We start from the raw sequence: 15,687 nt of genomic DNA, 5'->3' as shown, positions 1-15,687 counted from the left end.
TGGTTGCGGAGACAGGACTCGAATTGACTAGCCGCTTTTTCTGGTATGTTCTGCACCGTCCGTTGTTCCCTGTTTTCAACCGTTCCATGGTATTGTGTGGATTTTTCAATTTTCAGTCTGGAACGGCTTAAAGGGAAAAAATAAGGGGAAAATTTGGGGGCTGTCCCGCCCCTCATTACCCAGTTTTGCTGGGCGGAACTTCACACGGTACCTTTCTTGACGATCCCCACAGAGGCCGCGAGGTTTTGCGCTGCATGACGGGGCGGTTTGAGAGGGCGGACAGGACATCATGCAGCGTGTGTACATCCAGGTGTGTAACTGATGCAGGCCCACAGACCCAGTTTGATGCCATGCGTTCGCACTCTGCTGCAGCAACGTCTATAAAAACATAGTGCGCCATGGCCGGGGCCTCCGGCGTCCCGTAGTCGTGCCCCACAATGAACTTGAAATTCCCGCCGTTTGATATTCTGGCGCGGTCAAGCCATGCTTTCCAGTTTCGGATTACAAACAGATCCGTTACACGATCCGGGTTTGCATATTGCAGGGTAATGAGGTTTCCGCCAAGGAAGTTATGCGCGATCACCGCGCCCATCCTTTCATCTGCCGTACGTTGATACCACTTGTTCCAATAGCTCATAGTCCCTCCTGGCATTGAAAGTAACCGCCCCGGCGGCGGTGGCCTCTGTGGTCTCCCTGGTGGCTTCTGGGGCCTGCTGCGGCCTCCTGGCAGGGGGGAGTGCAGACAGAACCGGCCCGGCGGCGGAGGTCTCAGCGGTCTCCTTGGCAGCTTCCGGGGCCCGCTGCGGCCTCCTGGTAGGGGGTAGGACAGACAGAACCGGCCCGGCGGCGGTGGCCTCTGTGGTCTCCCTGGTGGTTTCTGGGGCCTGCTGGGGATATGGCCCCGGTGTCCGAATCGGACACAAGGGCGGCGGTAGCGTAGAATCCTGATGGGGGAATTTTTTTCGCATTCGAGGGGGCCTGCGGTCTTGCATACCCATGCCCGAAACTTTACCAGGCTGGGGGGCGGGGCAAGGAACCACCCGCCCACGCACGCAGCTGCGCCCACGCAAGCACCTGCGTGCGTACGTAGCTTCCCGTAAAAAACGCCGTTTATTTATCGCCATTTTGGGCCGCCTATTGTGCGGGGCAATGCGGGCGTTTTTAAACTTTCCCGTGGGGAAAAAGCCACGCATGAATGGGGGCCTGCGGTCTTGTGTGCCTCTCTCAGAACTTCCCCACCCTGGGGGTAGGGGCTGCAAGGAAGCCCCGCACCTGCAGGCGCGAGCGCCCATGCGCCCAAGCGTCCCGGCTGCTGTGCCTGCTCCGCTGTGAAATTTGCCCTCGTTTTATGCGCGGTTTGAACGCTGCTTACGCAGGCGCGGCGTTTGCGGGCGCGTCCTGCGGGCGTGATTCCCTGCGGCCTGCCAGTTACCCCCTCCGCCGCTCTCTCCCACCGTCGGAAAAGGTTCTGCCCCCGGTCCTTGGCCCGTCTGTGCCGCCGCCATCCAGGCAGGGGGGATAACGAAACGTTAGGCCCTGTCAACCTGCTGCGGCGTTGATTTCCCGCAGGGTCACACGGTCCGGGCCGGTTCCCGGCTGAATATCCACCACGAGCTCACGCTTGCACCTACGGCAGAACAGGGCCACGCCTGTCCCCGATGTCTCCGGGTATAGCCGCATGAGCCGTTTTGCCTTGCAGGTAGGGCAGGAAATAAACACGCCCAAGGGCGTGGAAAAGCATGGGACAATGGCTGTTTGGGTCATAAAAGCCGCTCCTTTCCGGTGTGGGCCATCTCGCGCGTGCGCCTCGCGCGAAAATCGCCCCGTGTGCTTTCATGTTACCGGGCGGTTGAGCTGCTTTCAAGAGGTCCCGGGCCTTTTCTCTGGTCCTGTTCCTAAAGTTATATCTGATTACAAGCAAGTAAAAAGGCGTCTCCATAGCCTTTTTCCAACTGGCTGCGCTCTATGATCTGGCCGCCGCCCTGCCTCTGGCTGGGCAGCCGGTACTTGATATAGCAGTAGCTTCCAAACTCCGTTACACGCTCTTCCCGCTCGATGATGTGGCAGCCAACGGGAACGGCAAGCATGGTGTCATTTGGCACATAGCAGGACTTCACCACAGGCTTTTGCAGATTCCGGCTGCCGGTCCACATCTGCGCCCCCACGGGCCGCCCTGTGACGCTCTCCTTGGTCATGTAGAGCGCCCAGGTCTCATAATCCCGCTGGCCGATATACTCCATGTCGATTACGTCCGCATAGGGCCACAGGCTGCGGATAACCTCTATATCTGCCCCCGTGGAGCTGATAACCAGATGATGGTGCAAACGGGCTTCTCCGTGCTTTTCTTCGGTGGTGTATATATATTTGAGGTCCTGGCCCCGGGCTTTCCGATGCTGCCGCAGGGCTTTGATAAAGGCCCGCAGCAGCTTCACCGCCGCCGCCCGGCTGTCGGGTAGATCTGCGTCACGGTATGTAAGGGTAACGAACAGGTCCCGCCCGGTAAAGTTTGCCGCCAGCAGCATTTCCAGCCGTCCCCGGGCGGTCTTGTCGTTCATGGCCTTTTGGGCGGCGGAGGTCATTTTGGACTTTTCCGCCCTGGCCCGCTTCCCGTCCTGCGGCTCCGGCGCTGTGTAAATGATGGTCTTGACGATGGGACCGGCTATGATGGTCTTTTTCCGTTTTGCCATTCTTGCCCCTCCTGGCTGCCCATGTGTTCCCGCCCCTCTGGCGGTGCGTTTTTCTTTGTTGGGTGCAACAGGCTCCACCGTATTCCACCCTATTCCAAATGCCCTAAAAACGGTTTTAGCGCCGCACTGCTGCGACGCTAAAGCCTTGGGTGTTATTCCTGCCCACCGGCGGCGGGCTTTTTGTGTTCGGTCTCCTGGATGATCTGCGCCAGTTTCAGAAAATCGCGGCGCTGCTTGTCCGTCAGCATGGCGGCAAGCCGTCTGGCCTGGGCTTCACTCATGTTGTACCCCCGCCGCCGCCTCTGTACCCCGTTTAAAACCATAAGCAATGGCGTTTAAAGCAAGCCATCCCATGTAATACCCGGCCTTGCAAGGAGCTTTCGGCGGTGGACACACGGCAGTTTCGGGGGCAGTTTCCAGGCAGTTCATAAGATCCTGAAGCATTTGCTCATAAGAAACGGAATTTTCGGGTAAAGAGAAAAGCGCAGTTTCGCTGATTTGCTGTGTATTCATGCTCCCGCCGCCTTTCTGCTGGGCTGTTCGTCCATCATGGGGATGTCCAGCACCGGGACAAAGCCGGTACCGCAGCGGATAGCGCCTTTCACAGGGAACCAATGGCCGCCCGCCTCTCCGTATGGCTGGCCGTTCATCATCACTACTCCGGGAATCTGAGCGGCGTCTACAAACTCTTTGCCCTGAAATTTCATGCGATACCCTCCTTCTTCATCGTGCACCCAGACATACGGATTCGGAGATTAACGTAAAAATCCCCGGTTTCCATACACTGGCTTCCGAATACCTCCATGGATGCAGCCGGGACAATTCCGCTCAGGCGGTCCCGGACGATTGCCGCCATTTTTGCGGCGTCCTCCCGCACGGTGTCTTGCTGTCTCATGCCTCCGGGCCTCCTTTCATATCCTCCGCCGCCCAGGGCACAGTAAGCCCCAGGAGGGCCAGTAAACGGGCCATCCACTCCGGCGGCATGGCCTCCAAGTCCTCTGCGAAAAGCTCTGAATACACGGTAAAGGGCAGGTCAATCAGCTTCTCAAACTCTTCTTCCGGCGCAACCAACCGCCGGTAAGCCTCCCCGCCCCGCAGGACGCCCAGGAAGTAAAAGGCCCGCATAGCCAGTATGGCGCGGCCCTGGCCGCTGGAGAGCTGGACGGCATCCGCCGCCGTGGCCCGGGCTACCTCTTCCGCAATGCTCCAAAAACCGCCCACGGGCTTCCCGTCCTCCACATACCACAGGCAGTTGTCACCCTCGCCGTATAGGGTGGTTTCCGACAGACTCAGCAAGGCTTCGTCACTCAGGACATACGCGGGGCGCTGGAGATCCGCCGCCGGGGCGGCGGTGGTTTCGTTATGTAGTGTCATCGCTTGCAATCCTCCTCAAATTCTGTTAAGATAGGAGGCGGAAACAGGGTTCCAAATCTGTTCCGCCTTGCCGCTTCGGTGTTCCAGCACCGGGGCGGCTTTTTCTGTTTCCTCCTGGCAGTTGCCCCGCCTGCTGCATACCGCGCAGCACCGGGCGCAGCTGGCCGTGATGGGGTCAAAACGGCGGCAAATACCCATCATACCGCCGCTCCCTCTCCCGTGGCCTGCCGCCGGACCCACTCCTGCAGGCCCTCCACGGAAATAACGGTACGGTTTCCCGCCTTGAACGCAGGGAAATCAGCCCGCCGCGTGAGCTGATAGACGGTTTTGGGGCACATGCCCAGCATCTCCGCCGCCTCCGTCACAGATACCGCAATTCGCTCCATGATCTTCTCTCCTTTCCATTCAGGTGTCAGAATCGGACACGTCTGCTCCCTTGATGGTAAACAGGGCGTCAAAATCCATGCCCAATGCCTTGCAAATACCCGTTGCCGTTTTGGGACTTACGCTCTGCCCGCTCTCTGCCCGGATGACAGAGGAATGGGGGATTCCGGCAGCCTTTGCCACATCGGACTTGTTCAGACCAGACAAGACCCGTTTCCGAATGATTACCGGGCTGTTGGGGATAATTGCCGTTCTCATAACGTCCTCCTTTCAACTTTGAGTAAATAATAACACTGTAGGTTTTTGATGTCAACTATATTATAACATTTCCTCGATAGTTTATTTTGTTGACTTATTTGCTTTTCGTGCTATTATGTTTGTATTAGGGGGTGAGAATATGCCTGATACAACAATATTCGGTGAACGTTTGAAACAGCTTCGGACAAAGCTTAAATTATCCCAGAGAGATTTCGCAGATAAAATTGGTGTAACCGCCTCTGCACTATCTTCTTATGAAAAGGGTCAAAAAAACCCCTCGGTTGGGGTCGTTACTAATATTGCTGCACAGTTTCACGTTTCTTTGGATTGGCTATGTGGAATAAGTAGAGAATCTGATTTTTTTATTCCTGACCAATATGTTTATTTTGACTTACCTGCTGCACTTTTAGGCTTGGTTCGCCTGATTGAAGAGGGGTACATTTCTGTCAGAGATGATGAAGATGCAGAAGATAACAGAATTATTGATGATTCATCGTGGGTACAAACCCTAGATGTGTGCAATGGGGACTTAGCTGAATTTTTAACCTCGGTAACACGCATTTCTGATTTATACGGAAAGGGTGCCTTGGGCCAAACAAGCTATGAAGTCTGCATCAATGAACTTATAAGCAACTATGCAAATATCATTCAGCAAAAAGAACGTGAATATTTTAAAAATATAAAAGAGAACCATCCAGAGAATCAGCCGTTCTAAAAAATAAAAATGCCCGCCCAGGCTGGACCCCTGGACGGGCGGCATAGACAGACCCCAAACACTCAAATAGGCCCTGTATGCCCTCTTATGATAGCATACCGGGCCGCAAAAGGAAAGGAGATTTTCCCGTATGGCCGGACGATCTGCAAAGGGAACGGGCACGATCCGCAAGAAAACTGTTACCCGCAACGGCAAGAAGTATGAATACTGGGAGGCACGATACACGGAGGGAGCGGACCCCGGCACCGGCAAGCAGGTGCAGCGCTCCATCACCGGCAAGACCCAAAAGGAAGTTGCCCAGAAACTCAAAGCCGCCACCGCCGCCATTGATAACGGCACCTATACAGCCCCCAACAAGCAGACCCTGGGGCAATGGCTGGACGCCTGGGCGGAAACCTACCTGGGCGGCGTCAAGCCCCGCACGGTGGATCTGTACAAGTCCTATATCCGGGTCTATATCAAGCCCGCCCTGGGCGCTGTGCGGCTGGAATCGCTGAATACCCACATGATCCAGTCCTTTTATAATGCCCTGGGCAAGCCCACAAAGGACCGCCCGGAGGGCCTTTCCCCCAAGACGGTCAAGAACATTCACGGCGTATTCCACAAAGCCCTGCAGCAAGCCGTTTTGATTGGCTATATCCGCTTCAACCCGGCGGGAGCCTGTACGCTGCCCCGCATCGAAAAGCGGGAGCTGGCGCCCCTGGATGACGAACAGATTACAGCGTTTCTGCGGGAGATCCAGGGCAGCCGCATGGAGGTGCTTTTCACCGTCACCCTCTTTACCGGGATGCGTGAGGGGGAAGTCATGGGCCTTATGTGGGACTGTGTGGACTTTGAGGCAGGCACCATCACCATCAACAAGCAGCTGCAGCGGCTGCGGGGCGGCGGTGGAGAATACCGCCTGACCTCCACCAAAAACGGCAAGAGCCGCACCATTACCCCCGCCGCCTCCGTCATGGCCCTCCTGAAGCGTCACAGGGCCGCCCAGGCTGCCCAGCGCCTGCGGGCCGGGAAGCTGTGGGAGGACTCCGGCCTGGTGTTTACGGATGATCTGGGCCACCATCTTGCCCAGGCGGCGGTTTACCGCAGCTTCAAGCAGGCTGCCGCCGCCATCGGACGCCCGGACGCCCGTTTTCACGATCTGCGGCACTCCTATGCCGTGGCTGCGATCCGGGCAGGGGATGACATCAAGACCGTACAGGAGACGCTAGGACACGCCACAGCGGCCTTTACCCTGGATATTTACGCCCATGTTACCACGCAGATGCGGCAGGCCAGCGCCGCCCGTATGGATGCGTTTATCAAGACGGTTTCCGGCACATAAGAGAACCGGCCCCGGTGTCCGAATCGGACACAAGGGCCGGTTTTGCTGTGCTGCGTGAGGATCTGCCCAGGGCGCGGCGGCGGGCCGGTCCTGACGATCCGCCTTGCATTTTGGCGGCGGCTGTGGTATTCTCGTTTCGGCGCTGCACAACGGCAGGCGGTTGGTCACACCACCCGAAAGGGGGTGAGGCTATGCGGATTACGTTACATATCGGAGCCTTTACGGTTACGATCATCGTAAAAAGCAGAAACCGCCACCCTGGCCGGTGACGGTTTCTAAGGCTTTGCTTTAGGATTCTTCACATCCCGGGCTAACCGCTTGTCGCAGCGCCCTTTTCTATGTTCATTATAGGCCCCTCCGGGGCCGCTGTCAACCCCAGCCCTGGGCCTGCATGGCCTGGGGCTTATGCTTTGCCTTCCTGGGGCGCTCCGGAGGCCTTGTCCCGCTCCATGGCCTCCATGATGGCCCGATTGATAAAGGCGTTCACGCTCTCGCCCTGGGCCGCTGCGTGGGCCTGAATCTCTTCCTTTTGCCCTTTCGGAACCCTGGCGCGAAGTTCCTCAAACTTTCCCAGGTACTTTTCCGTTGCTTTGCGCTGCGCTGCGCTTACTTTCTTCTCCTCCATAGTGCTCCCTTCCTGGGGGGAAAATCGTGTTTTTTTCGATACCTCTCCCATTGTAGCTTTATTATAGCGCAAAAATCTATATGTGTCCATATACAAAATAGATATATATGAGCGCATATATTTGTGTACTGTGCGAATTGATATATGCGCACATATATGCTATATTATAATCACAGCAAGGGAACAGGGAGCTGCGACAGGCGGACCGGGAAAGAGCCGGATGACCTCTCTAAAATCTCCCCATCCCACAAACGGGCGGGCTGCTTCGTGAAGGCCGGGGACGATCCGGAGAGCACCAAACCAGCCGCCGCAGGATATGAGGAGGAACACACCATGAGTATCAACGAACTGGAAGCCAAGGCGCGGGAGCTGCGCCAGCTGCAAGCCCTGATTGACGAGGCCCAGGCGGAGGCGGAAGCCCTGAAAGACGCCATCAAGGCCGCTATGGGGGACCGTGAGGCCATCCAGGCCGGGGAGTATAAGATCACCTGGAAAGCCGTCACCGCTTCCAGGGTTGACACAGTGGCCCTCCGCAAGGCCCTCCCGGACGTGGCGGAGCGCTTCACCCACACCACGACCACCCGCCGGTTCTGTGTGGCGTAAAGGATCACCGGCGGCGGAGGTACCCGCAAAATTTTGGGGGTACCCCTGCCGGAGCTGCCGCCGCCCTTGTGTCCGATTCGGACACCGGGGCCATATCCCCAGCAGGCCCACCGTTGTTGGATTTTCCGACAACGGTGGTTTCTTTATCCAGGAGCGCCGCGCACGTTCCCGGGGGGCCTGGGTGCCGTACAAATCGGCAGGCGCTTGCCGATTTGCTCCCCCTTGCCTAGGTGCTGGAAATCCGTCTGGGGTGTCGGTTTACCCGACATCCTCGCAGCCTGGGCGGCACATCGCCGGGGAGGCTGCACCCCCTGAAAATTCCCCTTAAAAATCTGTAAAGGGAAAAATAAAGGGAAAACACCTGCCCAAATAGCACAAAAAGAACCTTGAAACCGTTGCGGCTTCAAGGTTCTTTGTCTGGTTGCGGAGACAGGACTCGAACCTGCGACCTCCGGGTTATGAGCCCGACGAGCTACCAACTGCTCTACTCCGCGATATCTACTTTTGTGGTGCCGGTGACCGGACTCGAACCGGTACAGTATCGCTACCGGGGGATTTTAAGTCCCCTGTGTCTACCAATTCCACCACACCGGCAGCTTGTCGGCATCATTTAGAATAGCATATGATTCTCCACATGTCAAGTAGGTTTCAAGAAAATTTTAAAATTTCCGGAAACGAGGTGGCTCACGCCGCCGGTTCTGTCTTAGGCTGCACCTGTTGTGACAGGATAAATTCAATCAGGCCCACCTCACCGTCGGCGGGATAGTAGGATACCGTCCAGGCTGGGGTCTGCTCCAATCCCCGCTGCTTTCGGATCTCCGCCACGATCTCTTCCACCCGCGCCTGACTGTCCTCCCTCCAGTATCCGATGCGGACTGCCAGCTCCGTCCGTCCCTCGTCCAGCGCTGCCTCCAGCAAACTGGGCAGTGCCTCCGTGCTGGTGGCATTGACCACCGCCTGGATCTGCTCCGCCGTACGGCGGGAACCGATCTGCAGGCTGATCTCGTAGTATCCCCGCTGGGGCTGGCTGGCAGAGGTGATGTACTCCACTGCATAGGCACCCATGGGCGTCTCCTGCTGGACCTCCGCTGCGGCCTGTTCCAGCGTCTCCGCCACAGTCAGATCATCGCTGTAATTATAAAGCCGCAGCGTGGCTGTCTCCGTGTGTTCCCCAATCAGCAGCAGCAGGTCGTTAACGATGTCCTGATAATTCTCCGCCCGCAGCGTGCCGGCGGCCTCGCTTTCCCAGAATTTGCTGGAGTGGGGTTCCACAGATGTATAGGTGCGCTCCAGCAGGGAGGCGCATCCCGTCAGCAGCAGCACGGCGCAGAGTACCGCCAGAATCCGCAGCTTCATGAAATGCAACCTCCTTCTTCTCTTCGGCAGGGCCGCCCGGCAGACGCCGCTCACATACCCAGATCCTCGTCTACCAAAATGACCTCGGCCTCCATGCCCATCATGGGGCCCCAAAGAACCACCAGTCCCCGGCAGATACGGTCCGGACTCTTGCAGTTGTAGCAGCGATCCCCCTTGACGGCACAGGGCGTCTTTTTCTCCAGCCGCTGGGCATTCTTGGGCGCGGCGATGTTCCGTGCCCGCCACAGGGCCTCTTCATAGGTCGGTGCCAGCTTGTTCCGCCCGATGAGGAAATAAACCTTCTGATGGCCGTACAGCGTGGAGGCCACCCGGTTGCCGGCACCGTCGATGTTGACAAGCTCGCCGGTCTCCGCAAGGCCGTTGACAGAGGTCAGGTATACCTGTGTCCGGGCCGCCTGCTCCCGCTCCGCGGGGCCGCCCACCCAGTGCCAGTGGACCTCATTGTGAGTAGCCAGCATGTCATATAATCCCAGCTGCTGCACGCTCATGGAGCCGCCGATGCCCACCGTAGTGGCGTCGATGGTGCCATTGAGATAAGCCGCCGCCTCCGCGCCGGTGGCAAAGGTCTTGACCGTATAGCCCAGCGCCGTCAGGTTCTGTTCCACTTTTGCAAAATCCGTCATGTTATAGCTCCTCCTTCCGGTAATTCCCAAAGCCCTCGCCCAGCACATCGTGGGCATCACACACAATCATGAACGCATGGGGATCAATCTCATGGACCCGCTGCTTGATCTCCACGATCTCCTTTTGCTTGAAAGCCACCAGCAGCACCTGCTTCTCCGTGCCGGTGTAGCCACCCTCACCCTGCAAAAGCGTGACACCCCGGTCCAGGTCCTTCAGCAGCATGTCCGACACGGCCTTCCACCGGTCGGAGATGATGTAAGCCACCTTGGAGGTATCCAGGCCATAGAGTACGGTGTCCATCACCCGGGTGGCCACGAATAGGCCCACGGCGCCGTACAGCGCCGCCTCTACGCCGCCGAACACCACTGCCGCCAGCGCCAACACCACAAAATCCGGAAGCAGCATCAGCTTCCCCATGGGCAGCCAGGGAATCCGCAGCTTCAAAAGCCGGGCCACCACGTCTGTGCCGCCGGTGGTTGCTCCCTGGGAGAATACGATCCCCAAGCCCAGGCCCATCAGTGCGCCGCCGCACAGCGTCGCCAGCATGGGGTCCATGGCAGGGAAGGGATACACCGCGGCGATAACGTCGATGGCCACTGAGCTGACAAACATGGAAAAGAGGGAGGAAGCCAGCAGGTGAAAGCCGATGTATTTCCAGCCCGCGAGAAACAGCGGAACATTCAGCACAAAGGCCAAAACGCCCACGCTCAGCCAGGGCACCAGGGCATTGATGACCTGGGCAAGGCCCGTGATCCCTCCCATGGCCACCTGATTGGGGGCGAAGAACCAGTCAAAAGCCAGTGCGAAGATCACAGACCCCAGCGCCACAATGGCATAGGATTTCAAATACTTTCTCATATTCCGCAGTGCCTCTTATTCCAGCAGTCCGATCTGCCGCTCCTCAGAGTCTGCCTCCCGCAGCAGAGCCCCCGCAGCCGGAATGGCCCGCACCCGGTAGCGGCTCTGGTTAGTAATGGCAGTCTCCTCCAGGGCCTTGACGGTGTCCAGGCGGTACTTGGGCTTGAGCGTCATCACCGCCACGCCCTGGGTAGTCCGGGTGGTCTTGGGCGCCAGCAGCGCCGTGTGGAAGATCAGTACCCGAGGCTCCGTGGAGTACACCGCCAGCTCGCAGTCCGTGTCGATGCGGCGGATGCAGCGCAGGGGAGACTTGTCGGAATAGGCGCTGGTGAGCTTGCGGCGGTTGGAGGAGGTCTGATAGGACTTGATCTCCACCCGTGCAGCCTTGCCGTTTTCAAAGAAGAACAGCAGCGCCCCTGTGTAATCCTCACCCGGCAGCACGGCAAAGATCACGTTCTCACCGGGGTCCATGGCCAGCTTTGCAGGCAGGTAATCACCCAGAACGCTGGCCTTAGTGTCTTCAAACTCGCTCAGACGGGTTTTGTAGACCTGGCAGTGATCCGTGAAGAACATGATCTCCGCGTTGTTGGTGGTCTCAAAGGTCTGGAGGAGCCCGTCGCCCTCCTTGTATTTCTGCTCGCTGCTCATCCGCAGGGAGGCGGGGGTGATCTTCTTGCAGTATCCCTCCCGGGAGAGGAACACATGGACCGGGTAGTCCTCCACCTCGGACTCCTCCTGATAGACCTGGATCTCATTGCCATAGACAATGGAGGTCCGGCGGGGCTCGCCGTATTTCTTGGCCACCTCCGTCAGCTCTGCGATCAGGATCTTCTGAATCCGGCGGGGATTGCTGACAATGTCCTCCAGGTCCGCGATCTCGTTCTGAAGGGTCTCCGTCTCCTGCACCCGTTTGAGAATGTATTCCTTGTTGATGTTGCGCAGCTTGATCTCCGCCACATACTCCGCCTGACGCTGGTCGATGCCGAAGCCGATCATCAGATTGGGGATGACCTCGGATTCCTCCTCCGTCTCCCGGATGATGCGGATGGCTTTGTCGATGTCCAGCAGAATCCGCTTAAGGCCCTTGAGCAGATGGAGCTTGTCCTTTTTCTGGTTCATGACGAAGAAGGTCCGCCGGCGGACGGACTCTGTCCGCCAGGCGGTCCACTCCTCCAGGACCTGCCGCACCCCCAGCACCCGGGGCATTCCGGCGATGAGGACGTTGAAGTTGCAGGAGAAGGCGTCCTCCAGGGGGGTGAGCTTATAGAGCTTGGTCATGAGCTTGTCCGGGTCCACGCCCCGCTTGAGGTCGATGGCCAGTTTCAAACCGCTCAGGTCCGTCTCATCCCGCATGTCGGCGATCTCCTTGGCCTTGCCGGCCTTGATGAGCTCCGCCACCTTGTCCAGGATGGCCTCCACGGTGGTGGAGTAGGGGATCTCATAGATCTCGATGAGGTTTTCCTCTTTGACATAGCGGTACTTGGCCCGGACCCGGACGCTGCCCCGGCCGGTCTCATAGATCTCCCGCAGGGCGTCCGGGTCACAGATCAGTTCGCCGCCGGTGGGGAAATCCGGCGCCAGCAGTGTTTCCATCAGGTCACAGGCGGGATTTTTCAGATAGGCAATGGTGGTCTCGCAGACCTCTTTCAGATTGAATCCGCAGAACTGGGAGGCCATACCCACGGCGATGCCGCTGTTGGCGGAAACCAGGATGTTGGGAAACGTGGTGGGCAGCAGCGTGGGCTCGGTCATGGTGTTATCGTAGTTCTCCACAAAGTCCACGGTGTCGCTGTCGATATCCCGGAACAGCTCCGCGCAGATGGGTGCCAGCTTTGCCTCCGTGTACCGGGGGGCTGCACAGGACATGTCCCGGGAATAGCACTTGCCGAAGTTGCCCTTGGAATCCACAAAGGGGGTCAGCAGCGCCCCGTAGCCCCGGGAGAGGCGCACCATGGTATCATAGATAGCCGCGTCGCCGTGGGGATTGAGCTTCATGGTCTGGCCCACGATGTTGGCAGACTTTGTCCGGGGCTTGGTCAAAAGCCCCATCTGGTACATGGTGTAGAGGAGCTTTCGGTGAGAGGGTTTGAACCCGTCGATCTCCGGGATGGCCCGGGAGACGATGACGCTCATGGCATAGGGCATGTAGTTGAGTTCCAGCGTGTCGGTGATGGGCTGTTCCACCACCGCCGCGTGAAGTCCCATCACATTGGGATTATTGACTTTCGGTTTGGTTTCTTCAGGCTGTTTTTTCTTCGGCATAGGTTGTCTCGTTCCTTATTAGATTTCAATTCCGGCACGGAGCCGGGCGGCGTCTTCACGCCGCCGCAGGCTCCGGCGTCTCATAGGACTCATAGGGGTTGACCACCGTCTCTCCCGCCGGCGGGGCGGCGTTGGGCTTCTGGTTGGTTTCCGTAGTATTGCCGGTATAGGTCAGTTCCAGATTGAACTGGTTTTTCAGCTTCACCAGCATGCTCAGATCCACCCGGGTGGGACTCTGGCTGCCGCTGATGTCCAGCAGCATAGCAGGGGAGTACACCCCGTGATCCTTGGTCTGCATCAGCATGCGGAAGGTGGCTGCGCCGGAGCGTGCGATCTTCAGCTCCATCTCCAGCTGCTCAAATTCGCTGAGGTACTCTGCGGAGCCCTCGCCGTACTGGGACTCCAGATAGGCGTTGTAATCCTCCTCGTCGTAGTGGAGGACGCTGTATCCACCGCTGGCTTCAAAACAGTCGTCACCCACATAGGCCGCCGCTTCTTCCGCGCTGACAAACAGCTCCCGGTACAGCAGGGCGGGGGTGATCATGCCCTCAAAATAGGGTCCGAAGCTGGACATAAGCTCCACCTGCTGCCGCATGCTCTGGTAGAGGATCGCCCCCATGGTGGTGCTGGTGCCCACTGGAATCTGGGCAAACTCTCCCAAAGGGAAGGCGATCCAACTGTCCCGATCCAGCTGCCCGCCGCTGAGTTCCGCCAGCAGCGGCATCTTCAGGTACAGGGTGCCGCCCTCGGCGTCATAGATCATCTCCATCTTCACATTCCGCAGCTGGTTTTTCAGTGCCGCGGCAGACAGCGGGTCCATTCCGTCCAGCGCGTCCGGGATCTCCAGCAGGGAAGAGAGGTCCATGGTGAGTTTCAAATTCACAGTACCGCCGCTTTGCAGCATCTCCACATCCGCGTCCATAGGATACTGCTTGTCTCCGTTGATGGAATCCAGCATGGTGAGCTTGGCGTCCATCCGTGCCACGGTCTTGTAGTTTTTGGACGCATCGTACTCCATCGCCGCAAACATCTGGTTGATGACCGTAAACTGCTGATCCAGCTGGGCGATCGCCGCCTCCCGCCGCAACAGCACTGCGGTCTGGAAAGTGCTGTCCCACATCACGTCGCAGCCCATGGCCTCAGCAAAGGGGCGCAGTGCCAGATAAGTGGCGCCATTTTTCTCATAGCAGGCAGCACCCAGGACAATCTCAGAGGCGGTGCCATCGGCATTTGTGACAGCAATGGTATCGCTGCCGCTGCGCAGGCGGTAAACGGCGCCGTCCAGGGTACACACCACTTCACTGCCTGTATGGCTGACGGTCCCGCCGAAGGCCTTCAGCACCGGGCCGCAGGGCACCATGGTTGCTCCGTTCACCACCTCCGGCACGGCGCCGCCGGGGAAGGAGATGTACGTGCCGTCCAGCATCACGCCGGTCTCGCCCGCCGGAGCGCCCAGCTCTGCCCGGGTCCGTTCCACCAGCGTGGCCTGCCGGTAGGCATCCCACTCCTGGTCCAGCCAATCCTCCAGCATCACGTCCCGGAACTCCTCTTCCGTCTCCAGGAACCAATCCTCCATGAATTCCTCCTTGGAGTCATAGTACCAGTGATACTGGCACTCGTCGGACTCCCAGTAGGCATCGGGGTCAAAGGATGCAATCTCGGCAGCTTTGCTGTCCTCCCACTGTTGGCGTTCCAGTGCTTCCTGCACTGCCTCCTCATAGGCGTCCTCATCCCCGTAGACGGATGTAATACATTCCTCCCGGGACGAAAAGCCCATCTGCTGCCAAAGGGGCGGATTCAGATCCTCCGCCGCCAGCGTAGGAATGGAAAGGGACCATGCCAGAATCAGGGATAGTGCCAGGGAAAGAATGCGTTTCATACCGATTCCTCCTTTTTCCATTGCCCGCACACCGCGGGAGCGTGTATCAAACGGACCTGCATGGAGATACATTCGGGAACACGATGAAAAGTTGTCAAATTACTCTGATTGACTTCCCTTGCCCAAGTTACATCTATCGCAAAGAGTCCTTTGAATGCAGGAAATCTTTTTTTGCCTCATGCGGTTTTACTGGATCTTGTCTGATCACGTTATTCACTTCTCGCATGTACTGTTGATAACCCTGCTGGTTTGCGTAAATTTTTTTGAACAAGTCTAGGTAATGATCCAAATTTGCAGAAATATGTTTATCTAGTGCAGCATCAAAGTTAAATCTATCAAACTTTGATTTTGATGGCACTTTTTCATTAATTCTGTATTCTCTTAATATTCTACTGTGAAAATGATACCCTGCATTTAATCGGAGCAAGGCTGCGTATATACTGCCTGTTTTTTTACATATTTTATCTTTTTACATGCACCAAAGGCAATAATTACAATCAATACCGTAAAGACGCATATTGTCCAAGTATCTTCCACAGCAGTTTCAAACATGTCGTTTATCTCCTTACGAAATATCCGCCATTTCCAGATACTTGTACCCGTTTTCCGCGATGTGGCATCCTTGCCGCTCCGCGCCCGGATGCCGCAGCTGCGGCTGGACCATTCAAAACGCGCTCACGCGCGGCTCCCTCGCTTCCGCTCGGTCGCGGACCACAT

The 15,687-nt window shown here is 57.6% G+C and carries 20 protein-coding genes and 2 tRNA genes; 3 read left to right on the top strand and 19 right to left on the bottom strand.

Annotated elements, in window-relative coordinates:
* Positions 1-175 precede the first annotated feature (175 nt).
* From QZL67_RS05900 to QZL67_RS05860, 10 genes are all read right to left on the bottom strand, one after another.
* Complete coding sequence (locus tag QZL67_RS05900; RefSeq protein ID WP_292919959.1) at positions 176-637, bottom strand: hypothetical protein; 462 nt, start codon at positions 635-637, stop codon at positions 176-178.
* Between the two features lie 902 nt (positions 638-1,539).
* The gene (locus QZL67_RS11665) at positions 1,540-1,764 is read right to left on the bottom strand and encodes a cysteine-rich KTR domain-containing protein (protein ID WP_022289824.1); all 225 of its coding nucleotides are present in this window, start codon (positions 1,762-1,764) and stop codon (positions 1,540-1,542) included.
* Positions 1,765-1,901: 137 nt separating this feature from the next.
* Positions 1,902-2,687: a hypothetical protein gene (locus QZL67_RS05895; protein WP_022289823.1), complete on the bottom strand. Its 786-nt coding sequence runs from the start codon at positions 2,685-2,687 to the stop codon at positions 1,902-1,904.
* Positions 2,688-2,839: 152 nt separating this feature from the next.
* Positions 2,840-2,968, bottom strand: a complete 129-nt coding sequence (locus QZL67_RS05890; protein ID WP_022289822.1) for a hypothetical protein — start codon at positions 2,966-2,968, stop codon at positions 2,840-2,842.
* On the bottom strand, positions 2,961-3,200 hold the full coding sequence (locus QZL67_RS05885; RefSeq protein ID WP_022289821.1) for a hypothetical protein: 240 nt from the start codon (positions 3,198-3,200) through the stop codon (positions 2,961-2,963). The genes QZL67_RS05890 and QZL67_RS05885 overlap by 8 nt, the downstream gene beginning before the upstream one ends.
* A complete protein-coding gene (locus QZL67_RS05880; RefSeq protein ID WP_022289820.1) occupies positions 3,197-3,394 on the bottom strand; it encodes a hypothetical protein in 198 nt (65 codons plus the stop codon). Before QZL67_RS05880 ends, QZL67_RS05885 begins: the two co-directional genes overlap by 4 nt.
* Complete coding sequence (locus QZL67_RS05875; protein ID WP_022289819.1) at positions 3,391-3,582, bottom strand: hypothetical protein; 192 nt, start codon at positions 3,580-3,582, stop codon at positions 3,391-3,393. The genes QZL67_RS05880 and QZL67_RS05875 overlap by 4 nt, the downstream gene beginning before the upstream one ends.
* Positions 3,579-4,061 (bottom strand): hypothetical protein, encoded by a 483-nt coding sequence (locus QZL67_RS05870; protein ID WP_022289818.1) that lies wholly within the window; start codon positions 4,059-4,061, stop codon positions 3,579-3,581. The genes QZL67_RS05875 and QZL67_RS05870 overlap by 4 nt, the downstream gene beginning before the upstream one ends.
* 197 nt (positions 4,062-4,258) lie before the next feature.
* Positions 4,259-4,447 carry a helix-turn-helix domain-containing protein gene (locus tag QZL67_RS05865; protein WP_022289816.1) on the bottom strand — a complete coding sequence of 63 codons (189 nt, stop codon included), beginning with the start codon at positions 4,445-4,447 and terminating at the stop codon, positions 4,259-4,261.
* Between the two features lie 19 nt (positions 4,448-4,466).
* Positions 4,467-4,703, bottom strand: coding sequence for a helix-turn-helix transcriptional regulator (locus tag QZL67_RS05860; RefSeq protein ID WP_022289815.1), 237 nt, complete (start codon positions 4,701-4,703; stop codon positions 4,467-4,469).
* Between the two features lie 139 nt (positions 4,704-4,842).
* Here QZL67_RS05860 and QZL67_RS05855 point away from each other — a divergent pair, with 139 nt between their 5' ends.
* Entirely contained in the window at positions 4,843-5,418 is a 576-nt protein-coding gene (locus QZL67_RS05855) for a helix-turn-helix domain-containing protein (RefSeq protein ID WP_022289814.1), read from the top strand.
* A 130-nt stretch (positions 5,419-5,548) separates the two neighbouring features.
* The gene (locus tag QZL67_RS05850; RefSeq protein WP_022289813.1) at positions 5,549-6,742 is read left to right on the top strand and encodes a tyrosine-type recombinase/integrase; all 1,194 of its coding nucleotides are present in this window, start codon (positions 5,549-5,551) and stop codon (positions 6,740-6,742) included.
* A gap of 403 nt (positions 6,743-7,145) precedes the next feature.
* Here QZL67_RS05850 and QZL67_RS05845 read toward each other — a convergent pair whose 3' ends face one another.
* On the bottom strand, positions 7,146-7,367 hold the full coding sequence (locus tag QZL67_RS05845; protein ID WP_022289812.1) for a hypothetical protein: 222 nt from the start codon (positions 7,365-7,367) through the stop codon (positions 7,146-7,148).
* Positions 7,368-7,700: 333 nt separating this feature from the next.
* On the opposite strand from QZL67_RS05845, the gene QZL67_RS05840 reads away from it, so the two are divergent.
* Positions 7,701-7,970, top strand: coding sequence for a hypothetical protein (locus QZL67_RS05840; RefSeq protein WP_022289811.1), 270 nt, complete (start codon positions 7,701-7,703; stop codon positions 7,968-7,970).
* Positions 7,971-8,388: 418 nt separating this feature from the next.
* On the opposite strand, the gene QZL67_RS05835 is transcribed toward QZL67_RS05840, so the two are convergent.
* The 8 genes from QZL67_RS05835 to QZL67_RS05800 form a co-directional block, all read right to left on the bottom strand.
* Positions 8,389-8,464: transfer RNA gene (locus QZL67_RS05835), tRNA-Met, on the bottom strand.
* A 13-nt stretch (positions 8,465-8,477) separates the two neighbouring features.
* Positions 8,478-8,564, bottom strand: a tRNA-Leu gene (locus QZL67_RS05830).
* A gap of 90 nt (positions 8,565-8,654) precedes the next feature.
* Complete coding sequence (locus QZL67_RS05825; protein ID WP_022289810.1) at positions 8,655-9,326, bottom strand: hypothetical protein; 672 nt, start codon at positions 9,324-9,326, stop codon at positions 8,655-8,657.
* A 50-nt stretch (positions 9,327-9,376) separates the two neighbouring features.
* Positions 9,377-9,970 carry a lactate utilization protein gene (locus tag QZL67_RS05820; protein ID WP_022289809.1) on the bottom strand — a complete coding sequence of 198 codons (594 nt, stop codon included), beginning with the start codon at positions 9,968-9,970 and terminating at the stop codon, positions 9,377-9,379.
* Position 9,971: 1 nt separating this feature from the next.
* Positions 9,972-10,829: a YitT family protein gene (locus QZL67_RS05815; RefSeq protein WP_022289808.1), complete on the bottom strand. Its 858-nt coding sequence runs from the start codon at positions 10,827-10,829 to the stop codon at positions 9,972-9,974.
* Positions 10,830-10,844: 15 nt separating this feature from the next.
* On the bottom strand, positions 10,845-13,091 hold the full coding sequence (locus QZL67_RS05810; protein WP_022289807.1) for a DNA gyrase subunit A: 2,247 nt from the start codon (positions 13,089-13,091) through the stop codon (positions 10,845-10,847).
* Positions 13,092-13,146: 55 nt separating this feature from the next.
* Positions 13,147-14,970 (bottom strand): copper amine oxidase N-terminal domain-containing protein, encoded by a 1,824-nt coding sequence (locus QZL67_RS05805; protein ID WP_022289806.1) that lies wholly within the window; start codon positions 14,968-14,970, stop codon positions 13,147-13,149.
* A gap of 414 nt (positions 14,971-15,384) precedes the next feature.
* Entirely contained in the window at positions 15,385-15,522 is a 138-nt protein-coding gene (locus QZL67_RS05800; RefSeq protein ID WP_022289805.1) for a hypothetical protein, read from the bottom strand.
* Positions 15,523-15,687 lie beyond the last annotated feature (165 nt).

This window comes from Oscillibacter sp. CAG:155, from assembly GCA_000436875.1.
Lineage (GTDB): Bacteria > Bacillota > Clostridia > Oscillospirales > Oscillospiraceae > Oscillibacter.
The sequence above is the reverse complement of the archived record's forward strand: the minus strand, read 5'-3'. Positions and strand labels throughout refer to the sequence as shown.